Annotated in this window: 13 protein-coding genes; 6 read left to right on the top strand and 7 right to left on the bottom strand. The window is 71.4% G+C overall.

Features of this window, described 5'->3' with window-relative positions:
• Window positions 1–63 precede the first annotated feature (63 nt).
• The gene (locus ACQEVJ_RS30530) at window positions 64–360 is read left to right on the top strand and encodes a hypothetical protein (RefSeq protein ID WP_433106987.1); all 297 of its coding nucleotides are present in this window, start codon (window positions 64–66) and stop codon (window positions 358–360) included.
• 22 nt (window positions 361–382) lie between these two features.
• On the opposite strand, the gene ileS is transcribed toward ACQEVJ_RS30530, so the two are convergent.
• The gene (gene ileS, locus ACQEVJ_RS30525; protein WP_433106985.1) at window positions 383–3,541 is read right to left on the bottom strand and encodes an isoleucine--tRNA ligase; all 3,159 of its coding nucleotides are present in this window, start codon (window positions 3,539–3,541) and stop codon (window positions 383–385) included.
• A 702-nt stretch (window positions 3,542–4,243) separates the two neighbouring features.
• Between ileS and ACQEVJ_RS30520 the strand changes: the two genes are divergently transcribed.
• The 3 genes from ACQEVJ_RS30520 to ACQEVJ_RS30510 are packed head-to-tail and all read left to right on the top strand — an operon-like array spanning window position 4,244 to window position 6,166.
• Window positions 4,244–4,639 carry a TraR/DksA family transcriptional regulator gene (locus ACQEVJ_RS30520; protein WP_433106983.1) on the top strand — a complete coding sequence of 132 codons (396 nt, stop codon included), beginning with the start codon at window positions 4,244–4,246 and terminating at the stop codon, window positions 4,637–4,639.
• The gene (gene lspA, locus ACQEVJ_RS30515; protein ID WP_433106981.1) at window positions 4,603–5,244 is read left to right on the top strand and encodes a signal peptidase II; all 642 of its coding nucleotides are present in this window, start codon (window positions 4,603–4,605) and stop codon (window positions 5,242–5,244) included. Before ACQEVJ_RS30520 ends, lspA begins: the two co-directional genes overlap by 37 nt.
• Window positions 5,237–6,166: an RluA family pseudouridine synthase gene (locus ACQEVJ_RS30510; protein WP_433106979.1), complete on the top strand. Its 930-nt coding sequence runs from the start codon at window positions 5,237–5,239 to the stop codon at window positions 6,164–6,166. Before lspA ends, ACQEVJ_RS30510 begins: the two co-directional genes overlap by 8 nt.
• 138 nt (window positions 6,167–6,304) lie before the next feature.
• Here the strand turns inward: ACQEVJ_RS30510 and ACQEVJ_RS30505 are convergent, their stop codons facing one another.
• Together ACQEVJ_RS30505 and ACQEVJ_RS30500 are read right to left on the bottom strand one after the other, a co-directional pair.
• Complete coding sequence (locus tag ACQEVJ_RS30505; protein ID WP_433106977.1) at window positions 6,305–7,897, bottom strand: serine/threonine-protein kinase; 1,593 nt, start codon at window positions 7,895–7,897, stop codon at window positions 6,305–6,307.
• Window positions 7,898–7,993: 96 nt separating this feature from the next.
• Window positions 7,994–9,961, bottom strand: coding sequence for a protein kinase domain-containing protein (locus tag ACQEVJ_RS30500; RefSeq protein WP_433106975.1), 1,968 nt, complete (start codon window positions 9,959–9,961; stop codon window positions 7,994–7,996).
• Between the two features lie 362 nt (window positions 9,962–10,323).
• On the opposite strand from ACQEVJ_RS30500, the gene ACQEVJ_RS30495 reads away from it, so the two are divergent.
• Together ACQEVJ_RS30495 and ACQEVJ_RS30490 are read left to right on the top strand one after the other, a co-directional pair.
• Window positions 10,324–13,146, top strand: coding sequence for a M14 family zinc carboxypeptidase (locus ACQEVJ_RS30495; protein ID WP_433106973.1), 2,823 nt, complete (start codon window positions 10,324–10,326; stop codon window positions 13,144–13,146).
• Between the two features lie 60 nt (window positions 13,147–13,206).
• Entirely contained in the window at window positions 13,207–14,637 is a 1,431-nt protein-coding gene (locus tag ACQEVJ_RS30490; protein ID WP_433106971.1) for a M1 family metallopeptidase, read from the top strand.
• A gap of 38 nt (window positions 14,638–14,675) precedes the next feature.
• On the opposite strand, the gene ACQEVJ_RS30485 is transcribed toward ACQEVJ_RS30490, so the two are convergent.
• The 4 genes from ACQEVJ_RS30485 to ACQEVJ_RS30470 all read right to left on the bottom strand — a co-directional run bounded on the left by ACQEVJ_RS30485 (window position 14,676) and on the right by ACQEVJ_RS30470 (window position 19,335).
• Entirely contained in the window at window positions 14,676–15,326 is a 651-nt protein-coding gene (locus ACQEVJ_RS30485) for a response regulator (protein WP_433106969.1), read from the bottom strand.
• Window positions 15,323–16,468 (bottom strand): sensor histidine kinase, encoded by a 1,146-nt coding sequence (locus ACQEVJ_RS30480; protein WP_433106967.1) that lies wholly within the window; start codon window positions 16,466–16,468, stop codon window positions 15,323–15,325. The genes ACQEVJ_RS30485 and ACQEVJ_RS30480 overlap by 4 nt, the downstream gene beginning before the upstream one ends.
• Before the next feature lie 154 nt (window positions 16,469–16,622).
• The gene (locus ACQEVJ_RS30475; protein WP_433106965.1) at window positions 16,623–18,452 is read right to left on the bottom strand and encodes a cellulose binding domain-containing protein; all 1,830 of its coding nucleotides are present in this window, start codon (window positions 18,450–18,452) and stop codon (window positions 16,623–16,625) included.
• 166 nt (window positions 18,453–18,618) lie between these two features.
• Window positions 18,619–19,335, bottom strand: a complete 717-nt coding sequence (locus ACQEVJ_RS30470) for a DUF2470 domain-containing protein (RefSeq protein WP_433106963.1) — start codon at window positions 19,333–19,335, stop codon at window positions 18,619–18,621.
• Window positions 19,336–19,342: the final 7 nt, after the last annotated feature.

The raw sequence follows: 19,342 nt of genomic DNA, 5'->3' as shown, positions 1-19,342 counted from the left end.
CGGTCGAGCGTCGGCGACTCGGGAAACCACCAGTGCCGCAGGCCCGGCGCAGTGTCGCCGGGCATGCCTCCACTGGGCGACGCTCAGCTCCTGATCGAAGCGTTCGAGTTGCTCCCGGAGTTGCCGGAGGGTCTCGCGCGTACAGCCGAGCGCCTCGACGCCCAGGTGGTTGCGCTGCTCGAACCGCGCCCAGGCGTACGCCGCGAGGTTCCGCGAGTGCTCGTCCGTACGGAACACCTCGTGGCGTTCCGCCCTGCGCGCGTAGAGCGCGGATTCGCCGATGTACGAGACGGCCTTCGACCAGCTTTCGACTGCCTCGCCGGCATCGGCGTGGCGAGTCGCCGGGGGCCGGTCGGGTGACCGGCCCCCGGCGGTAGGCCGTTCAGGCCTTGCGGAGGCGGAAGGACAGGCCGAGGTCGGCGTCCTCGTGGACCGGCAGGTCCTCTTCCGGAGTGCCTTCGGTGAGGCTTTCCGCCAGCACCTCGTCGGCGACGGCGGAGCCGCCCTCGCGCAGCGCCTCGGCCAGCTCGCCGTCGGCCGACCACCACAGGTGGATGCGGTCGGTGATGGCCAGGCCGGTGGACTTGCGGGCCTCCTGGACGAGCCGGATCACGTCGCGCACCAGGCCGGCCCGGCGCAGTTCGTCGGTGATCGCCAGGTCCAGCGCCACGGTCTCGCCGGTGCCGGTGTCCACCGCGCCGGTCTCCACGGCCCAGCCCGACTTCGGCTGCTCGGTCACGATCACGTCGTCCGCGCCCAGCTCCACCGTGCCCAGCTCCCCGGCCTCGACCGTCGCGGACCCGCCCGAGCGCAGGGCGCGGGCCAGCTCCGCCGGGTCGGCGGCCGATACGGCCGCGGCGACGAGCTTGGTCTGCGAGCCGAACCGCTTGCCGAGGCTGCGGAAGTTGGGCTTGACCGTGAACGTCACCAGGTCGGCGGAGAACCCGGACAGGTCCTCCAGCCGCTGGACGTTGAGCTCGTCGGCGATCAGCTCGCGCAGCTCGCCGGGGAGCGCGGCCCAGCCGGGCGCGCCGACCAGGGCCCGGCCGAGCGGCTGGCGGGTCTTGACCGACGACGAGGCACGCGCCGACCGGCCCAGCTCCACGAGCCGGCGCACCAGCGCCATCCGCTCCGACAGTTCGGGGTCGAGCAGCGCGGTGTTCACCTCCGGCCAGGTGGCCAGGTGCACCGAGGCCGGGGCGTCCGGGTCGCGCAGCACGTCCCACAGGTAGTCGGTGAGGAACGGCACGAGCGGCGCCATGAGCCGGGTGACGGTCTCCAGGCACTCGTACAGCGTCGCGAAGGCCGACGCCTCACCGGACCAGAAGCGGCGGCGCGAGCGGCGGACGTACCAGTTGGACAGGTCGTCCAGGAACTCGGTGACCCGTCGCCCGGCCCGGGCGGTGTCGAACTCCTCCATCGACGCGGTGACGTCGGCCACCGTGCGGTGCAGCTCCGCCAGCGCCCACCGGTCGATCAGCGGCCGCTCGGCGTACGCCGGGGCGTCGGCCATCCGGGCCGGGGACCACGACTCGGCGTTGGCGTAGAGCGCGAAGAACGACGCGGTGTTCCAGTAGGTCAGCAGGACCTTGCGGACGATCTCCTCCAGCACGGCGTGACCGATCCTGCGCGGGGCCCAGGGGGACCCGGAGGTGGCCATGTACCAGCGCAGGGCGTCGGCGCCGTGCTGGTCCATCAGCGGCAGCGGCTGCAGGACGTTGCCCAGGTGCTTGCTCATCTTGCGGCCGTCCTCGGCGAGGATCAGGCCGAGGCAGAGCACGTTCTCGTACGACGACCGGCCGAACACCAGCGTGCCGACGGTCATCATCGAGTAGAACCAGCCGCGGGTCTGGTCGATCGCCTCGCAGATGAACTGGCCGGGGAAGGAGCTCTCGAAGACCTCCTTGTTGACCAGCGGCGCGCCCCACTGGGCGAACGGCATGGCGCCCGAGTCGTACCAGACGTCGATCACGTCGGGCACCCGCCGAGCCTCGGCCCCACAGGCGGAGCAGGGCAAGGTCACGTCGTCGACGTACGGGCGGTGCGGGTCGAGGCCGGTCAGGTCGCGGCCCGCCAGCTCGCCCAGCTCCTTCAGCGAGCCGACGCAGGTGACGTGGTCCTCGTCCTGGGAGCAGACCCACAGCGGCAGCGGGGTGCCCCAGTAGCGCGACCGCGACAGCGCCCAGTCGACGTTGTTGCGCAGCCACTCGCCGTACCGGCCGTGCTTGATCGTCTCGGGGAACCAGTTGGTGCGCTCGTTCTCGGCGAGGAGCTGGTCCTTGATCGCGGTGGTCCTGATGTACCAGGACGGGAGCGCGTAGTACAGCAGCGGGGTGTGGCAGCGCCAGCAGTGCGGGTAGCTGTGCTCGAAGTGCTCGCCGCGGAACAGCAGGCCGCGCTCGCGCAGGTTCTCCGTCAGCGGCTCGTCGGCGTCCTTGAAGAACAGGCCGCCCACGAACGGCACGTCCGGCAGGAAGCGCCCGTCCGGGCCGATCGGGTTGACCACCGGCAGGCCGTAGCGCTTGCAGACGGCCATGTCGTCGGCGCCGAAGGCGGGGGCCTGGTGGACCAGGCCGGTGCCGTCCTCGACGGTGACGTACGTGCCGAGCACGACGTAGTGGGCGCCCTCGATGTCCACCAGGTCGAAGGGACGCCGGTAGGCGGTGTGCTCCAGCTCGGAGCCCTGGTAGGTGGCCAGCACCTCGGCGTCCTCGCCGAGGACCCGCCGCAGCAGCGGCTCGGCCACCACCAGCACCTCGTCGCCGCGCCGGGCCGCGACGTACGTCACGTCGGGGTGCACGGCGACGGCGGTGTTGGAGACCAGCGTCCAGGGAGTGGTGGTCCAGATCAGCAGCGAGGCGTCCATCTCGGCCAGAGGACCGGAGACGACGGGCATCCGGACGTACACCGACGGGCTGGAGACGGTCTCGTAGCCGCCGGGCTGACCGAGCTCGTGGTCGGACAGGCCGGTGCCGCACCGGGGGCAGTAGGGCGTGATCCGGTGGTCGCGGAAGAGCAGGTCCTTGTCCCAGACGACCTTGAGCGACCACCAGACGGCCTCGACGTACTGGGGGTCCATGGTGCGGTAGGCCTGGGACATGTCGACCCAGTAGCCCATCCGCTCGGTCATCTCCTCGAACGCGTCCACGTGCCGGAGCACCGACTCGCGGCAGCGCGCGTTGAACTCGGCGATGCCGTACGACTCGATCTCCGGCTTGCCGGACAGGCCGAGTTCCTTCTCGACGGCGACCTCGACGGGCAGGCCGTGGCAGTCCCAGCCGGCCTTGCGGGGGACGTGGTAGCCGCGCATCGACTTGTAGCGGGGGAAGACGTCCTTGAAGACGCGGGCCTCGACGTGGTGGACGCCGGGCATGCCGTTGGCGGTCGGCGGGCCCTCGTAGAACACCCAGGAGGGGCCGTCGGCGTTCTGCTCAAGCGAGCGCTCGAAGACCTTCCCGTCCCGCCAGCGTTCGAGGACCTCGTGCTCGAGGGCCGGCAGGTCGACCTGCGCGGGAAGTGAGCGGAAGTAGTGGGAAGACATCGTCGGGCGGGACCTCCACGCGGTGGCTGTGACAGCCTGTTGACATGGCGTGAAGGGACGAAGCCTGGGACGGCTCCGCGGTACCACCCTTCTTGACGCCCGGGCCGAGCCGGGCGCCCTCTCGTTTTCTCTCCGCTGCCGGTTCTACTCGGCCTGGACGGCCTTTCCTCCGGCGGCTCCGGGGTGATCTTCCCTTCGCGGCCCGCCCCGGGCTTCCACCGTCCCCGGGTCGCTGAGCGGGCGGATGCGGAGGTACTCGTCCCCATCAACGCCTTGCAGACTAAGACGATAACGCAACCGGGCCGGAAGGGCTTCCCGATATAGAGGTGACGTCCCGAGTGAGACCCGGCCCGTCGCGGGAATACGTGGGAGGAACACCCGGAGACCCCGCGATTGTTGTGAGGGTGTGCGGGTGGGTCCCGGGGGCCGGCGGAAGGGCGACGGAGGTGGGCCTCGCGGGCCGTCGCCTCGGCATTCGGGGCATGCGTCTCGGCGGCACCATCCGTAACAAAGTGATCGAAATAGAGGCCGACGAGGGGGAGCTGGCCGAATGCGCCACCCGGTTACGGGTGGGGTAAAAGCCTCGGGTAGTCCGTTGCCGATCCGTTATCGGCGACTTATTCTGCCCGGACCGGCTCGAATCGCACCCTGCTCGAAGGGTGTCCCGGGCTCGAAGGGTTCTGGGCGAAGGGGAGGCCCGCAATGACGACGCGCACAGCGAGAACCGCCATCAGTGACGACGTCTGGTCCGGCGAGGAACTCGCCGAGGTCCACGAGCGGCTGCGGCACGAGATCGAGGAGTTGCGCGCCGACATCGCCCGGGCGGAGGAACAGCTCGCGTCCGGGGACGTGAGCCAGGGCGCGGGGGACGATCCGGCGGACGCCGGAGCCAAGACGTATGAGCGTGAGCGTGAGATCGCCCTTACCCTGAATGCGCGCGACCTGCTCGCGCAGAACGAGCGGGCGATCGCCCGCGTCGAGGCAGGGACTTACGGAGAGTGCGAATCGTGCCACAAGCCGATCGGCAAGGAGCGCCTGCGGGCATTCCCGAGGGCGACGCTGTGCGTAGCGTGCAAGCAGCGGGAGGAGCGCCGCTGAGCGGTGAGCCGGCGAGGTCCGGCCGGGCGCGGAGGATCGCTCTCCTCGTCGTCGTCGCCGCGGTCGTGTACGTGCTCGACCAGGTCAGCAAGTTCCTCGTCGTGGAGTTCCTTGAGCACGAGGAGCCTCTCACCGTCGTGCCCGGCGCGCTGGTGCTGACCGTGATCCGCAACGCCGGCGCCGCCTTCAGCATCGGCACGGGCATGACGATCGTGTTCACGGTGATCGCGCTGGGCGTCGTCGTCGCGATCGTGCGCACGGCGCGGAAGTTGCGCAGCCTGCCCTGGGCGATCACGCTCGGCCTGCTGCTGGGCGGGGCGGTCGGCAACCTGACCGACCGCATCTTCCGGTCGCCGGCCCCGTTCCAGGGGCATGTGGTCGACTTCATCCAGGTGTTCCCGGTCACTCGGTTCCCGGTGTTCAACCTCGCCGACTCGGCCATCGTGTGCGGCGGGGTGCTCGCCGTGTTCCTCGCCTGGCGCGGCTACCAGATCGACGGCACCCGCCAGACGGACGAGCCGGTCGAGAACCACGCCCAGGATCACGCGGAGGGCGCGGCGGACAAGCAGACCGGCGAGCCGGCGGGGGAGCGGGCCGATGGGTGACCAGCGCAGCCTGCCCGTGCCGGACGGCCTGGAGGGCGAGCGCCTCGACGCCGCTCTGGCCCGGCTTTTCGGCTTCTCCCGCACCCGTGCGGCCGAACTGATCGCCTCGGGGGACGTGCTGGTCGACGGCGCCGTCCCGGCGAAGTCCGACCGCGTCCACGCCGGGGCCTGGCTGGACGTCACGATCCCGCCGCCCCCCGCCGCGCCGATGCCCGTGGCCGAGCCCGTGCCTGGCATGACGATCCTGTACGAGGACGACGACGTCGTCGTGGTGAGCAAGCCGATCGGCGTGGCGGCGCACCCGACCGTGGGCTGGACCGGCCCCACCGTGATCGGCGGCCTGCTCGGCGGCGGCCACCGGGTGTCCACGAGCGGCGCGGCCGAGCGGCAGGGCATCGTCCACCGGCTCGACGCCAACACCACGGGCGTCATGGTCGTGGCCAAGAGCGAGCGGGCCTACTCGCACCTCAAGAGGGCGTTCAAGGAACGCACGGTCGACAAGCGCTACCACGCGCTCGTCCAGGGACACATGGACCCGCTGCGGGGCACCGTGGACGCCCCGATCGACCGCCATCCGTCAGGCGACGGGCGCTTCGCGGTGGTGGCCGGGGGCAAGGACTCGGTCACGCACTACGACACGATCGAGGCGTTCCGGGCGGCGTCGCTGCTCGACATCAAGCTGGAGACCGGCAGGACCCACCAGATCCGGGTCCACATGGCCGCGCTCAGGCACCCGTGCGTGGGAGACCTGCTGTACGGCGCCGACCCCACCCTCGCCGCCCGCCTCGGCGTGGGCCGGCAGTGGCTGCACGCGGTCTCGCTGTCGTTCGAGCACCCGGCGACGGGGGAGTGGATGACCTTCACCAGCGACTACCCCGCCGACCTGGCCCGCGCGCTGGAGATCCTCGCGGACGAGGGCTGACGCGCCCTCCAGGTCGCGATCACGCCGAGTGGCGCTCCGAGCCCCCGTCTCATTGCCCGTCCTGGCCGCCCTGGAGCGCTTCGCGGTGACGCGGTCAGGCCGTCCGGCCCCGCTGAGCAGGGGCGTCTCGCCCGAGGGTCAGGCCTCCCAGTCGTTTTCCGGCTGGGTGTAGCCGTCGGGGATGTCACCGGTGTCGTCCGTGGCCTTGCCCGCGCCTTTTCCCTGGCCCCCACCCTTGCCCTGGGACGGCTCGACGCTTCCGCCGCCGTTCCCGGACTTGGATGAGGAGGGCTTCCCCTTGCCGGATCCCTTGCCCGTCTGATTCGCCTGGGAAGACCCCTTGGGCTTGCCGGCGGCGCCCTTGGGCTTGCCTGCACCCTTGGACGGGGCCCCGGTGGGCTTCTCCTTGGACTTCCCCTTACCGGGCTTCTCTGGAGACCTCCCGTTGAACCTGTCCGTGCGGTGCCCGCCGGCGGCGTCGCTCCCGGCGTTCGCCACCCACTGGGTGTCCGTCTTCTCCGCCTCGCGGTTCTCGGTCCGCTGGCCGGTCTTGGCGGCCTCGGCGGTCCTGGGTTCGGCGGTCTTGGTCGCGAAGACCGTCACCGTGGGCGTGCTCACCACGGCGGTCCCCCTCGGGTCGGCCGGATGCCTGGCGGTGGCGAACGCCACGGCGCCGGCCGCCAGCCCGACGAAGGCGACGAGTGCCCCGGCGCCCGCCGCCAGCGCCCAGGGCCTGCGGCGTCGGCCCACCGGTACGGGCGCGGGCACCGGGACCGGCGTCGGGGTGCCCTCGCCGAGGGACACGGGCGCGGACACGGGAGCCGAAGGCGTGGTGTCGAAGATGGGCATCAGCCGGGCGAGCCGGGGCGGCTGCCGCGGACGCGGCACGACCGGGTCGGTGACCTGGCCGGTGGCCACGGCGTGCAGGTGCTGCGCTGCGTAGTCCGCGGTCATCCTGCGGGCCGGGTCCTTGATCAGCAGACCCTCGATCACCGGTGCCAGCGGCCCGGCGTTGTGCGTCGGGCCCGCCTCCTCGTACATGACCGCGGCCAGCGTGGCCAGCGCGTGACCCCGGTGGAACGGCGAGCGCCCCTCGACGGCCATGAACAGCGTCACTCCGAGCGACCACAGGTCCGACGCCCGCTGCGCCTGCCGTCCCGCCGCCCGCTCCGGGGCGATGAACGCCGGGGTGCCGATCAGCATGCCGGTGCGGGTGACCGGCGAGTCGTCCTCCATCGCGGCGATGCCGAAGTCCGTCAGCACGACCCGGCCGTCGTCGGCGAGCAGCACGTTGTCGGGTTTGACGTCCCGGTGCAGCACCCCGTTCGCGTGGGCGACGCGCAGCGCGGCCAGCACCTGGGACCCGATCTCCGCCACCCGCCGCGGCGGCAGGGGGCCCTCCTCGCGGATGACCGATCCCAGCGTCCGGGACGGGATCAGTTCGAGGACGATCCAGGGGTAGCCGTTCTCCTCGAAGGCGTCGTACACTGCCGCCACGCTCGGATGGCTCAACCGCCCGGCGGCCCTGGCCTCACGGAAGGTCCTGATGGTGAAGACCTCCCGCTCCGGACCGGTGAGCTCGGCCGACGCGAGCAGCTCCTTGACGGCGACCTCCCGCTCGAGCACCTGGTCGACGGCCCGCCACACGGTGCCCATACCGCCACGCCCCAGCGGCTCGATCAGGCGATAGCGTCCTGCCACGACACGTTCGGAGGTCTGCGCTTCAGCCATGGTTGTCGCGCTACCCGACTTGGGCGAACGCATGCGACATCATTACTGTTCTGGGGCGAAATCCCCCTTGACCTGCGGATCTTCACCGAATCGTTATTACGGCTGGAAGGTGCGCGCAAAGACGTTGAAGTAGGACAAACCGGATGTCCATCGGGAGTCGGCGACCTGCCAGTAGAGGGCGACACAGCGGCCGTCGCTGAGCCGGAAGGCGCGGTCGAGCACCCGCACCTTGCCGGAGTCGGTCGTGTGGGTGAACTCCCAGTCCACGGAGGGAACACCGAGGTAGCTCCGGTACGTCATGTTGATGCGCTCGTAGCCGCGCAGGTAGCCCTTCTTGGTCGAGGCCGCCTCGACCGTGTGCAGGGCGGCCCACGGGTCCCTGGTCTCCCAAGGGGTGAAGTCGACCTGCAGGTAGTCCCGCCCGCTCGGGTCGTGGAAGCGTACCCGGGTGGCCTCCCTGCCGTACGGGACCCAGCCGACGGGCAGCGCGATCGAGAAGCCCAGCGGGTCGCGGTGGGTCTTCCACCCCTTGGGCAGTGTGGCCGCCGTCGGCGTGGGGGGCTCCGGCGACGGCTCCTCCGTCGGTTTCTCTGACGGCTCCTTCGTCGGCGGTGCGGACGGCTCGCGGGAGGCGCTCGGCCCGGTGTCTCCCGGAGTGGGACCGGCGTCGCCCGAGGTGGCGTCGGTCCCCGAAGGCGTGAGGTCCTCGGCGACGGTCCCGTCGCCGGCCAGTGTGCGATAGCCGTACCAGCCGCCCGCGACGACGGCCACGAGTAGCAGCGGTAACAGGACGAGCAGCGTCACCTTGGTGGCCGAGCCGCGCCCCGGAGGGCGCGCACCCGGTGCGGCGTACCCGCCGGGGTGGTTCCCCGGAGGGACGGCCGGCCCGCCGGGACCCGCGTGGCCCGGCTGGGCCCCTTGGCCGCCCGGACTGGTGGGGTAGCCTCCCATGCCCGGGCCGCCGCCAGGGCCGGTCGGCCCCGGATGACCGGCGACCCCGGGCCAGGAGGCGGAACCGCCGGACTGGTGCGGGCCGCCGTACGACTGGTGGACACCGTACGGCTGCGGGGAGCCGGTCGGGTTCTGGCTCCAGGACCCGGGCTGCCCCGGCTGCGCCGGGATGGACGGCGCACTGTCCATGCTGTTCCAACCGGAGGGGGTCTGCGCCCACGGCCCGGCGGGAGGATGCGGCGGCCCGGACGGCGTGCCGCTCCACGAGCCGGGCTCGGGCCCGGGGGTCGCGGCTCCCGGCCCGGCCGTCATGGCGGCGTTGAGCAGGGCGGCGGCTTCGGCCGCGCCGATGCGCCGGGCCGGGTCCTTGCGCAGCAGACCTTCGAGCGCCGGCGTCAGGGCGCCCGCCCGCTGGGGCGGGGCCGGATCGTCGTGCAGGATGGCCGCCATCGTGGCCACGGCGGAGTTGCGGTCGAAGGGGGTCCTGCCCTCGACCGCGGCGTACAGCGTCGCGCCGAGGGACCACAGGTCGGACTCCGGGGTCGCCGGGTCGCCGTTGAGCCGCTCGGGCGGCATGAACGCGGGGGTGCCGGTGATGCCGCCGGTCATGGTCAGCGCGGCCTCCTCCGGCATCGTCGCGATGCCGAAGTCGGTCAGCACCACCCGGGTCTCCCCGTTGAGCAGCACGTTCTCCGGCTTGACGTCCCGGTGCAGCACTCCCGCGGCGTGCGCGGTGCACAGCGCGTCGAGCACCTGGAGGCCGATCGCGGCGACCCGGGCGGGCGGGAGGGAGCCCTGCTCGCGCAGCACCTGGCCCAATGACAGCGACTGGACCAGTTGCATCACGATCCAGGGACGGCCGTCCTCCTCGATCACGTCGTGGACGACGACGACGTTCGGGTGGTCGATGCGGCCCGCGGCCCGCGCCTCGCGGATGGTGCGCCGGTTGAACGTCTCCCTGTCCTCTTCCGAGGTGGGGTGGTAGAGCACTTCTTTCACGGCCACCGTGCGGTCGAGCAAGTCGTCGTGGGCGCGCCAGACGACGCCCATGCCTCCGCGGCCGATCGGTTCGAGCAGGTGATACCTGCCCGCCACCCGACGCTCCTCGTCCACCCTGTCCTCCTCGAAACCCCCTGAATGGTCCCACAGCCCGGCGCGCGGCCGTCCGTATTCGATCTCACGAGCACTGCGCGCAGGCGGTGGAACTCAACGCCGCGGGGGCGGACTGTGACCACCGCCGAGGTGGGCGAACCCGATGCCCAGTTGTTATCGGACGTTATAAAAGGATGATTCGGTCAGGTGCTGCCGCATTGACATGCGGAAACGTCATTGCTCACAGTTTCCGCCCAGGCGTGGTTATATTTCGCGGCGTCTTGTCCGGTTTATTCCCTTCTAATACTGTCCGTAGTGACTTTGTCGTTTCCCGGACGGGTGCTCCCCCCGAGGCATCCCCCGTCCCCCCGCCTGGAGGCGAGATGCAGTTACGCACGATGTTGTGCGGAAGATCCACCTACGGCATGGCGCTCGGCGCCGCGATCCTGGTGTCGGCCGCGCTCACGCTGACGCCCGCGTCCCCCGCGCAGGCCGACCCGGCCGACGCTCGCAAAGCACCTGAACGGTGCAGCACCGACCAGAACGCCCACCTGGGCAAGGTGCCGGCTCCCGAGCAGTTCTTCGGCTTCCCGCTGGGCAAGGGACAGCCCCGGGTGCTCACGACCGAAGAGATCAAGAAGTACGTGGAAGCGGTGGGAGGCGCCTCGGACCGTGTGGTCACGGGCACCGTGGCGCACAGCGTGACCGGCCAGGACCTGCCGTACGCCATCGTGTCCGACTCCCACAACATGGTCCCGGGGCAGCTCAAGAAGATCGCGGACCAGATCCGTTCGCTGCGTGACCCGAGGTCGCTACGGGCGGACAAGGCGGCGCGCATCGCCGACGACTCGCCCGCCATCGTCTGGATCGCCGGCAACGTGCACGGCGGCGAGAAGAGCGGCGCCGACGCCGCGCTCAAGACCCTGTACGAGCTGGCCAGCGGCCTGTCCTGCGACGTGGTCAAGCGCAACGACAACCTGGTCACGGTCATCATGCCGACCCAGAACCCGGACGGCCGCGACGCGAGCCGCAGGACGAACGAGTACGGGTTCGACCTCAACCGGGACTGGTTCGCCCGCACCCAGCCGGAGACCGACGGCAAGATCGACATGCTGCGCCGCTATCCGCCGCAGGTCTTCGTCGACGCGCACGAGATGGGCGGGCGGCAGTACTTCTTCCCGCCCAACGCCGACCCGATCCACCATGAGATCGCCGACCAGCCGGTGAACTGGATCAACCGCATCGGCGCGGCGAACGCGGCGGGCTTCGGCTACAACGGCGCCTGCGGCGGCGCGGTCACCACCGAGTGCTACTTCAACTACGCGACGTACGACCTGTTCTACATGGGCTACGGCGACAGCGTCCCGGCCGCGGGCTTCGGCGCCGCCGGTATGACGTTCGAGAAGGGCAGCTCGTCGGCGGTCGAGGACCGGGTGCAGCAGCAGTTCAACACCCAGTGGGCGACGACCGGCTGGGCCGCCGACAACAGGCGCGAGGTCCTGAACGGCTACTACTCGATCTGGCAGACCGCGCTCGCCGAGGGGGCCGCCGGCACCCTGGAGCCGAACGAGGTCGTCCAGCCGACGAACACCGTGCGTTTCCCGGTGCCCGACATCGCGATCCGGTCGTACTTCCTGCTGCCCGACCGGCAGCTCGGCGACGTGCGCCGGCTGGTCGAGCGGCTGCGCGACATGGACGTGGAGGTCTACCGGGTGAGCAAGCCCGTGAAGGTGCCCTCCGCGCGGGTCTTCGGCGGCCGGACGGCCAGTAATGTGACGGTCCCCGAGGGGGCCTACTGGATCCCGATGGACCAGCCGCAGAAGCACTGGATCCAGGCGATCATGGGGGAGGACCCGTACGTCCCGTTCCCCTACTTCTACGACGTCTCCTCGTGGAGCAACCCGCTGCTCGCGGGCGTGAACACGATCTCCACCGGCGACAAGCTGTCGCCGAAGGCCGACCTCGTCAAGGGCATCGACGGCGGCGTCGTCTCCGCCGCGCCCCGGGGCGGGTCGTACTCCTACCCGATGGACTCGGCCGCCGCGTCGGAGCTGACCTTCCGGCTGCTCGGCGCGGGCGTGCCGCTCACGCGTGACGCCCAGACCGGGGTCGTTGGCCTGCCCGCCACGGCGATGAACCGCGGCGAGCTGGACAAGCTGGCCGGCTCGCTGGGCGTGACCGTCGAGGGCGGACGCGCCCCGGCGTCCGGCGAGGCGCTGCGCACGCCCGACGTCGGCCTGTTCGCCGGCACCGGCGTCTCCACGACCTCCGGGTCGTACGGCGAGGCCCGCTACGTGCTCGGCGACCGCTGGGGCCTCGGGCTCACGCCGGTGACCACGGCCGACATCAACGGCAACACCCCGGCCTTCACCGAGCGGACCGTCCTGCTCGTCCCGGACGGCAGCAGCTCGAACGGCGGGCTGACCGCGCAGGGGATGGCCAACCTCAAGCAGTGGGTGGCCGCGGGCGGCACGTACGTCGGGCTGCGCAACGAGGGCACCCGGGTCGCCAGGTCCGCCGGCCTCACCTCCGCGACCGAGAAGGCCAAGCCGACCGGCTACCAGGTCATCGGCTCGCACTTCCGGGTGGACGTGGCCCAGGGCAGCCCGGTGTCGCTCGGCCGCCCGGCGGAGGACTTCCAGTTCAACAACGGCGACCCGATCCTCAACCCCAGCCAGACCGGGGTGAACGTGCTCACCTACCCGTCGGACGACACGTTCTGGTCCAACGGCTACACCGTGGGGGCCGAGGCGCTCAAGGGCACGGCCTCTCTCGTCGACGAGCCGACCGGCGCCGGACACGCCGTGCTCTTCGCGTACAACCCGCTGTTCAGGGCGTACAACGAGAACGGCATCCACCTCCTCGCCAACGCGCTGCTGTACCCGGCGGGCGCGCCGCAGGCGAAGCAGCGGACCGCCCTGGCCCCTGACTCTCTGCGCAGCGCCGCGGCGACGGCGGAGGAGCCGCCGAACCTCGGCGGGGAGTGGCGGCCGATCGTCATCCAGGTGGCGGACGCCGACCTCGCGCGGACCCAGGCGGTGGTCGAGCGCTACACGGACACGGCGCTGACCGCGTCCGCCGACGGCTCGTCCTACATCACGATCCCGAACCCGGATGGACTGTCCGCCGACGAGCACCCGTTCGTCCGCGACCTGGTCCGCGACCTCGGCGCGGCGGGCATCCCGCTCCGCTCCGTCGTCGCCTGATCCCATACGAAGACCGGACCGAGCGGCCGACCCGGCCGCTCGGTCCATGGAAGGACTCCGATGACATCGTCCCGTTCCCGCCGGGCGGCGCGGCTCGGCGGCGCGGCCCTCGCGGCCGCGCTGCTCACCGCGACCCAGGCGCCCACCGCTCTCGCGGCTCCCGGTAACCCCGGGGAACCGCGCTACTCCGCGGGCGCCCCCTCGCTCGGCGACCCGTACTTCCCCGACCAGGGCAACGGCGGCTACGACGTGCGGCACTACGACGTCACGTTCGCGTACGACCCCGCCACCAAGGTCATGGACGCCACGACGGTGATCACCGCGGTCGCCACCCAGGACCTGGACCAGTTCGACCTGGACTTCCGCGGCCCGCAGATCACCTCGCTGAAGGTGGGCAAGCACCCGGCCGACTTCACCCGGAACGGCCAGGAACTGATCGTGACGCCGCGGCCGAAGCTCAAGACCGGGGAGACCTTCACGGTCACGGTGACGTACGCGGGGACGCCGCCGGTCATCACCGACCCCGACGGCTCGATCGAGGGCTGGGTGCCGACGGACGACGGCGCCTTCGTGCCGGGCGAGCCGCAGGGCGCCCCCGCGTGGCTGCCGTCCAACGACAGCCCCGCGGACAAGGCGACGTTCACCTTCCACGCGACCGTGCCCGAGGGCATCACGGTGGTGGGCAACGGCCGCCTGGTGTCCCAGACGACCGCGAACGGCAAGACGACGTTCGTCTGGGACTCGGCCGAGCCGATGGCGACCTACCTCGCCACGGTGACCCTGGGGAACTTCGTCGTCAACGAGACGACCACGCCCGGCGGCATCCCGGTCTACACGGCGGTGGACCCGCGCCTGGTGACCCAGTCGGCCGCGGCCGTCGCCCAGATCCCCAACATCCTGGACTACTTCTCCTCGATCTTCGGGCCGTACCCCTTCAACCAGGCCGGCGCCATCATCGACCGCGCGCCCAACGTGGGCTACGCCCTGGAGAGCCAGACCAAGCCGATCTTCGCCAGCGCGCCCAGCGTCGGCACGATGGCGCACGAGCTCGCCCACCAGTGGTACGGCGACAGCGTGGGCATCCGCAAGTGGTCCGACATCTGGCTGAACGAGGGCTTCGCGACGTACGCGTCCTGGCTGTGGACCGAGCACACCGGCGGTAGCACCGCGCAGCAGACGTTCAACAGCTCCAGCAACTACGGGCGCGCGGCGACCTCGTCGTTCTGGCAGACCGTCACGGCCGACCCCGGGCCGGAGGACATGTTCGGCAACGTGCCGTACAACCGCGGCGCGATGACCCTGCACGCGCTGCGCGGCAAGATCGGCGACACCGCCTTCTTCAAGCTGATCAAGGACTGGACGATCGAGCACCGGCACGGCAACGTGGGCACCGCCGACTTCATCCGGGCGGCGGAGAAGGTCTCGGGCATGGACCTGAAGGCCTTCTTCGACGTGTGGCTCTACCAGAAGGGCAAGCCCGCCTCCTGGTAACCCGTTTCCGGCGGCTCCCGTTGCGGGAGCCGCCGGTTTCACGGCCGAGAAGCTGACGGACGCAGATGCAGGGCCAGCTGGATGCGGTCGCGCAGGCCCAGCTTGCGCAGCACGCTGGACACGTGGTTCTTGACCGTGCCCTCGGTGATGAACAGGCGTGCCGCGATCTCCCTGTTGGCGGCCCCGGCGGCGACCATCCGCGCCACCTCCACCTCGCGAGCCGACAGCAACTCCTGCCCGCGGAAGGCGACCGGGCTCACCGGCAGGTGCCGCAGCTCGGCGACCAGGCGGGCCGCCACCGGACTGCCCAGCACGGTCTCCCCGCGGCTCACCCGGTGGACGGCCGAGACCAGTTCCTCCGGCGAGCAGTCCTTCAGCAGGTAGCCGGTCGCGCCGCCGCGCAGCGCGCCGAAGATGAACTCGTCCTCGTCGAACGTGCTGAGCACGACGACCGCCACCTCCGGATGCTCGGCGGCCAGGCGGAAGATCAGCTCCACACCGTTCATGCCCGGCATGCGCATGTCCACGAGCGCCACGTGCGGGCGGCGGTCGCCGATCACCCGCAGCGCCTCGTAGCCGTCGGCCGCCTCGCCGACGACCTCGATGCCGTCCTCGACCTCCAGCAGCTTGCGCAGCCCCTGGCGCAGCAGCGCCTGGTCGTCCACCAGCACCACCCTGACCGGCGTCATGCCCGCACCCCCAGCGGCAGCTCGGCGCGCAACTCGAACCCGCCGTCCGGTCTGTTGCCGCCGGCCAGCGTGCCGCCGAGCGCCCTGGCCCGATCCGCCAGCGACGTCAGCCCGAAGCCGCAGCGCGCCCGGTCGTCCCTGCCCGTTCCGTCGTCGCTGACCACGAGCGCCACCTGGCCGTCGCCGAACGTGAGCGTGCCGTGCACGTGCTCCGCCCTCGCGTGCCGCAGCGCGTTGGTGAGCCCCTCCTGCAGCACCCGGTAGAGGACGAGCTCGGTGTCGGCCTCCAGGCGCCGCTCCTCGCCCCGCACCTCGAAGCTCACGCTGATGCCGGTGCCGTCGAACGACGCCGCGAGCCGTTCGAGCGCGGCGCTGCCGACGCGGCCGTCCAGCGCGAGCGGCCGCAGCGCGCGCACCCAGCGCCGCGCGTCGGCCAGCGCCTCCACGGTGAGCTCCTTGGCCTGGCGGACCTCCGCCCAGGCGGCCTCGGGGCGGCGCTCGCGGAAGCGCTCGGCGTTCTCCAGGCCCATCTTGATGACGGTCAGGTGGTGGCCGACCGAGTCGTGCATCTCCGCCGCCATCCGGGCCCGCTCCTCGGCGACGGCCAGCTCCCTGATCCGCTCCAGCAGGCCCTGGGCCTCCTCGCGTCTGCGCCGCGCCTCGATGATGGACGCCACCATGCCCAGGACGAACGCGGAGAACACGGCCATCGCGGCGGCCTGGGCGAGACCGTCGGCGACCGTCGACCCGAAAAACGGGGGCACGAACACGGAAAGGACCACGACGCAGGACAGGATGGCCGTCGCGACGCGCATGCCGTACAGGAACGCGAGGTTGGCCACCGCGATGAGGATCAGCGGCATGTGGGTCGCCCGAGAACCGGTCACCCCCAGCAGGATCGTCGCCGCCAGGAACAGCGGGGCCACCCAATGGCGGCCCCGCGCCGGACTCCAGGGCAGCGCCGGCCAGAGCACCGCGAGCAGCGCGAGGTTGGCGGCGAAGAGCACGTACTCCAGCGGGGTGGCGGAGGCGGTCGCGATCGCCTGCACGAGGCCGGCGGTCAGGAGTGTCGTCATCGCCCAGAACACGACGTTGAAAAGGGACGGCCGGTCGGCGTCGCGAAGCCAGTCGAAACGCGCCATGTCTCGACCCTAGAGCGATTCGGGTCGGACGCAATCGCCCATCGGGACCATGACCGCGGTCATGCCCGCGTCTATCCGCCGCTCGATGTGCCGGGGAACAGGGCGATGGCCGGGGCCGCGCCCGCCCGTGCGCACGGGCGGGCGCGGGCGGGGGTCAGCCGGTGGTGCAGGAGATCGGCGACGGGACGTCACCGGAGCCGTTGGCGGTGAAGCCGAACGACGTGGAGGCTCCGGCGGCCAGGCTGCCGTTGTAGCTCACGTTCTTCGCGGTGACGGCGGCGCCCGACTGGGACACCGAGGCGTTCCACGAGGAACTGATCGTCTGGCCGTTCCGGTACGACCAGCCGACGGTCCAGCCGGAGATCGCGGTGGTGCGGGTGTTCGTGACCGTCACATCGGCCTGGAAGCCGCCGGGCCAGGAGTTGGTCACCTTGTACGTCGCCGAACACCCCTGGCCGCCGGACGTGGGGGAGGCCGAGGGCGACGGGGACGGTGTACGCGAGGGCGAGACGGACGGCGAGGGCGACGGCGAGGGGGATGCGGTGCCGCCGGACGCCTTCAGGACCGTGATGGAGTACGGCGGGAGCGTGATCGAGGTGGCGGACGACGCGCTGCTCGTGCTGATCGAGGTGGCGCCCTTGCGCCACTGCACGACGGTGGCCGCGCCGCCCGGGGAGAACCCGGAGTAGGACAGCGAGACCGTCGTGGAGTTGTTCAGGTCCTTGTTGACCAGCACGACGTTGACGCCGCCGGAGGTCTTCACCGCGTGCGCGGCGAGCAGCGAGTCGGACGAGGACGCCTTGACCAGGGTGTCACCGGGCGATCCGGCCCTGCCGACCATGGCCAGGCCGTAGTAGGGCGGGAGGGGCGTGTTCACCGCGGGCTCCCCGGAGCTGCCCGAGGACAGGATGCCGAAGTCGTTGTAGTCGGGGGTCCCGTCGTCGTTGGTCTTCGGGCTGCTGCTGGTGCCGTTGTGGAGGCTCCACCAGTCGACGTTCATCACCCCGTTCTCGAACCAGGTGAGGTAGCTGTCCGCGGCGCCCAGGGCCGTCGTCGCGCTGTTGAGCTGGTAGTTGAGGTTCGCCTCCGTGACCGCGATGCCGATGCCCGACGCCCTGCTCCCGGCGTACTTCGTGAGCAGCGAGCGGATCGTGCTGACCATCGGGGCGATCTGCGAGACCTTCGTCAGGCTGTCGGCCGCCGACGTGGCGCCGGGGTACCAATGGATGATCACGAAGTCGGCCTTGTCCTGCACGATGGACATGACCGTGTTGTTCCAGTCCGCGCTGTCGCCCGAGCCCACCACGCCGTCCGGCCAGCCGCCGGGGGTGGTGAGCACGACGCCCACCTTGATCGAGGAGTCCACGGCCTTCATCGCCGAGATGTACTGCAGGACGTTGTTCGCGTACGCCTTCGGGCTCTTGTCGGCGTGGTTGTCCTGCTCCCAGCCCGAGCCGTAGTGGCCGTTGCCGTAGACCTCGTTGCCGACCTCCCAGTATCTGACGCCGTACCCCTTGGTGACGTTGGCGTACCGCACCCAGTCGGCGGCCTCCTGGGCGGTGCCCGTGCCGTAGTTGGCGATGACGACCGGCTGCGCGCCGGCCGAGCGCACCGTGCTCACATAGGTGTCGAAGTCGGTGCCCGGGGCCACGTAGCCGCCCTCGGTGGTGTGCGTCTTCCAGTGGTAGATGTCGCCGTACGACCCGCCGGGGTAGCGGACGGCGGTGAAGCCGGCGTCCCGCAGCAGGCCCGGGATGGGGGAGCTGTTCATGTTCCCGTCGTAGACGGCGACGTTGACGCCGTGCCCGGCGGCCGGGATCGTGCCGAGGCTCGTGCCGGTGTTCACCGTCACGGTGGCGGAGGTCGCGGCCGAGGCGGGCGCGGTGAGGGCCGTCGCCGCCACGAGGGCCGACGCGGCGGCGAGCGCCGCGGACGTCAGCAGGGCCAGGCCGGCGCGCCGCCGGCGGGTGAGCGAGCCGTGCATGGGGAGCTCCTTCGAGCGGTCACGCTGTCGCCCTCTCCGGGCGCAGGTCGAGCCGCATCCTTTTCCTCGCCACGCCGGACGGTCAACGCTCAGGCGGTCCGCAACGCCCTGACCTGCGGCCGATTTCGTATGGACCTGCAACTTTCATCGTCTTCTCCCAGTGCCGTCACGGGGACAGCAGGCAGGCCAGGGCGCGTTCGAGCGCCGCGGGCGTCGCAACGGGGGCCGGCCAGGGGACCCTCACCAGGTGGCCGGGGCCGGGCCGCAACGTGGCGCCGTAGCGGTCCAGCTCCCACAGCCACACCTCTTCGGCCGGTTCCCCGGTCAGCCTCTCCGCCGCCTCCCTCAGCTGTCCCGCGTGGGACTCGTTGACGTGGCGCACCATGCGTTCGGCCAGGGGGAGCAACGGGTCGGGGGCCGAGGCGAGGTAGCTCTCGGCCTCGAGGACGCCCGACTCCTGGCCGGTCAAATAGATCACGTGGCAGACGTCGACGCGCAGCAGCGCGGGAGCGCCGCCCTCGACGGCCGCGAACAGGTCCTCGTCGGGGCACGCCTCCGCGATGGCGACGGCGGCGGCGCGCGTCTCCGCCGCCGGCACGGGCTGCGTCCACCCTCGCACCTTCAGCAGGGCTCGGGGCCGCTCGACCCCGCCGACCTCCCTGCTCGCCGTGAGGTCGACCGTCACCAGGGTCTCCGCGGGCGCGCCGTACAGGGTCTCGCCCGGCTTCACCAGCAGGACCGGACGGCCTCTGCCGTCCACGCCGCCGCGGGCGGCGGACGCGGGCACGTCGGACCCGGCGACGGAGACGTGCGTGGGCGCCGCCAGGGCCGCGAGGGTGCGTACCCGTTCGGGGGTGGGGGCGGCGGTGACCGGGTGGTGCATGGGAGCT

The organism is Microbispora sp. CA-102843 (assembly GCF_050936215.1).
Lineage (GTDB): Bacteria > Actinomycetota > Actinomycetes > Streptosporangiales > Streptosporangiaceae > Microbispora.
Note: the sequence above shows the minus strand (reverse complement) of the source record. Positions and strands in the feature narration are given on the sequence as shown.

Coding starts and splice junctions, on each gene's coding strand:
- ileS (WP_433106985.1), bottom strand. CDS start 3,541: ATGTCTTCCCACTACTTCCGCTCACTTCCCGCGCAGGTCGACCTGCCG.
- ACQEVJ_RS30505 (WP_433106977.1), bottom strand. CDS start 7,897: ATGGCTGAAGCGCAGACCTCCGAACGTGTCGTGGCAGGACGCTATCGC.
- ACQEVJ_RS30520 (WP_433106983.1), top strand. CDS start 4,244: ATGACGACGCGCACAGCGAGAACCGCCATCAGTGACGACGTCTGGTCC.
- ACQEVJ_RS30530 (WP_433106987.1), top strand. CDS start 64: ATGCCTCCACTGGGCGACGCTCAGCTCCTGATCGAAGCGTTCGAGTTG.
- ACQEVJ_RS30485 (WP_433106969.1), bottom strand. CDS start 15,326: ATGACGCCGGTCAGGGTGGTGCTGGTGGACGACCAGGCGCTGCTGCGC.
- ACQEVJ_RS30490 (WP_433106971.1), top strand. CDS start 13,207: ATGACATCGTCCCGTTCCCGCCGGGCGGCGCGGCTCGGCGGCGCGGCC.
- ACQEVJ_RS30475 (WP_433106965.1), bottom strand. CDS start 18,452: ATGCACGGCTCGCTCACCCGCCGGCGGCGCGCCGGCCTGGCCCTGCTG.
- ACQEVJ_RS30470 (WP_433106963.1), bottom strand. CDS start 19,335: ATGCACCACCCGGTCACCGCCGCCCCCACCCCCGAACGGGTACGCACC.
- ACQEVJ_RS30495 (WP_433106973.1), top strand. CDS start 10,324: ATGCAGTTACGCACGATGTTGTGCGGAAGATCCACCTACGGCATGGCG.
- ACQEVJ_RS30510 (WP_433106979.1), top strand. CDS start 5,237: ATGGGTGACCAGCGCAGCCTGCCCGTGCCGGACGGCCTGGAGGGCGAG.
- ACQEVJ_RS30480 (WP_433106967.1), bottom strand. CDS start 16,468: ATGGCGCGTTTCGACTGGCTTCGCGACGCCGACCGGCCGTCCCTTTTC.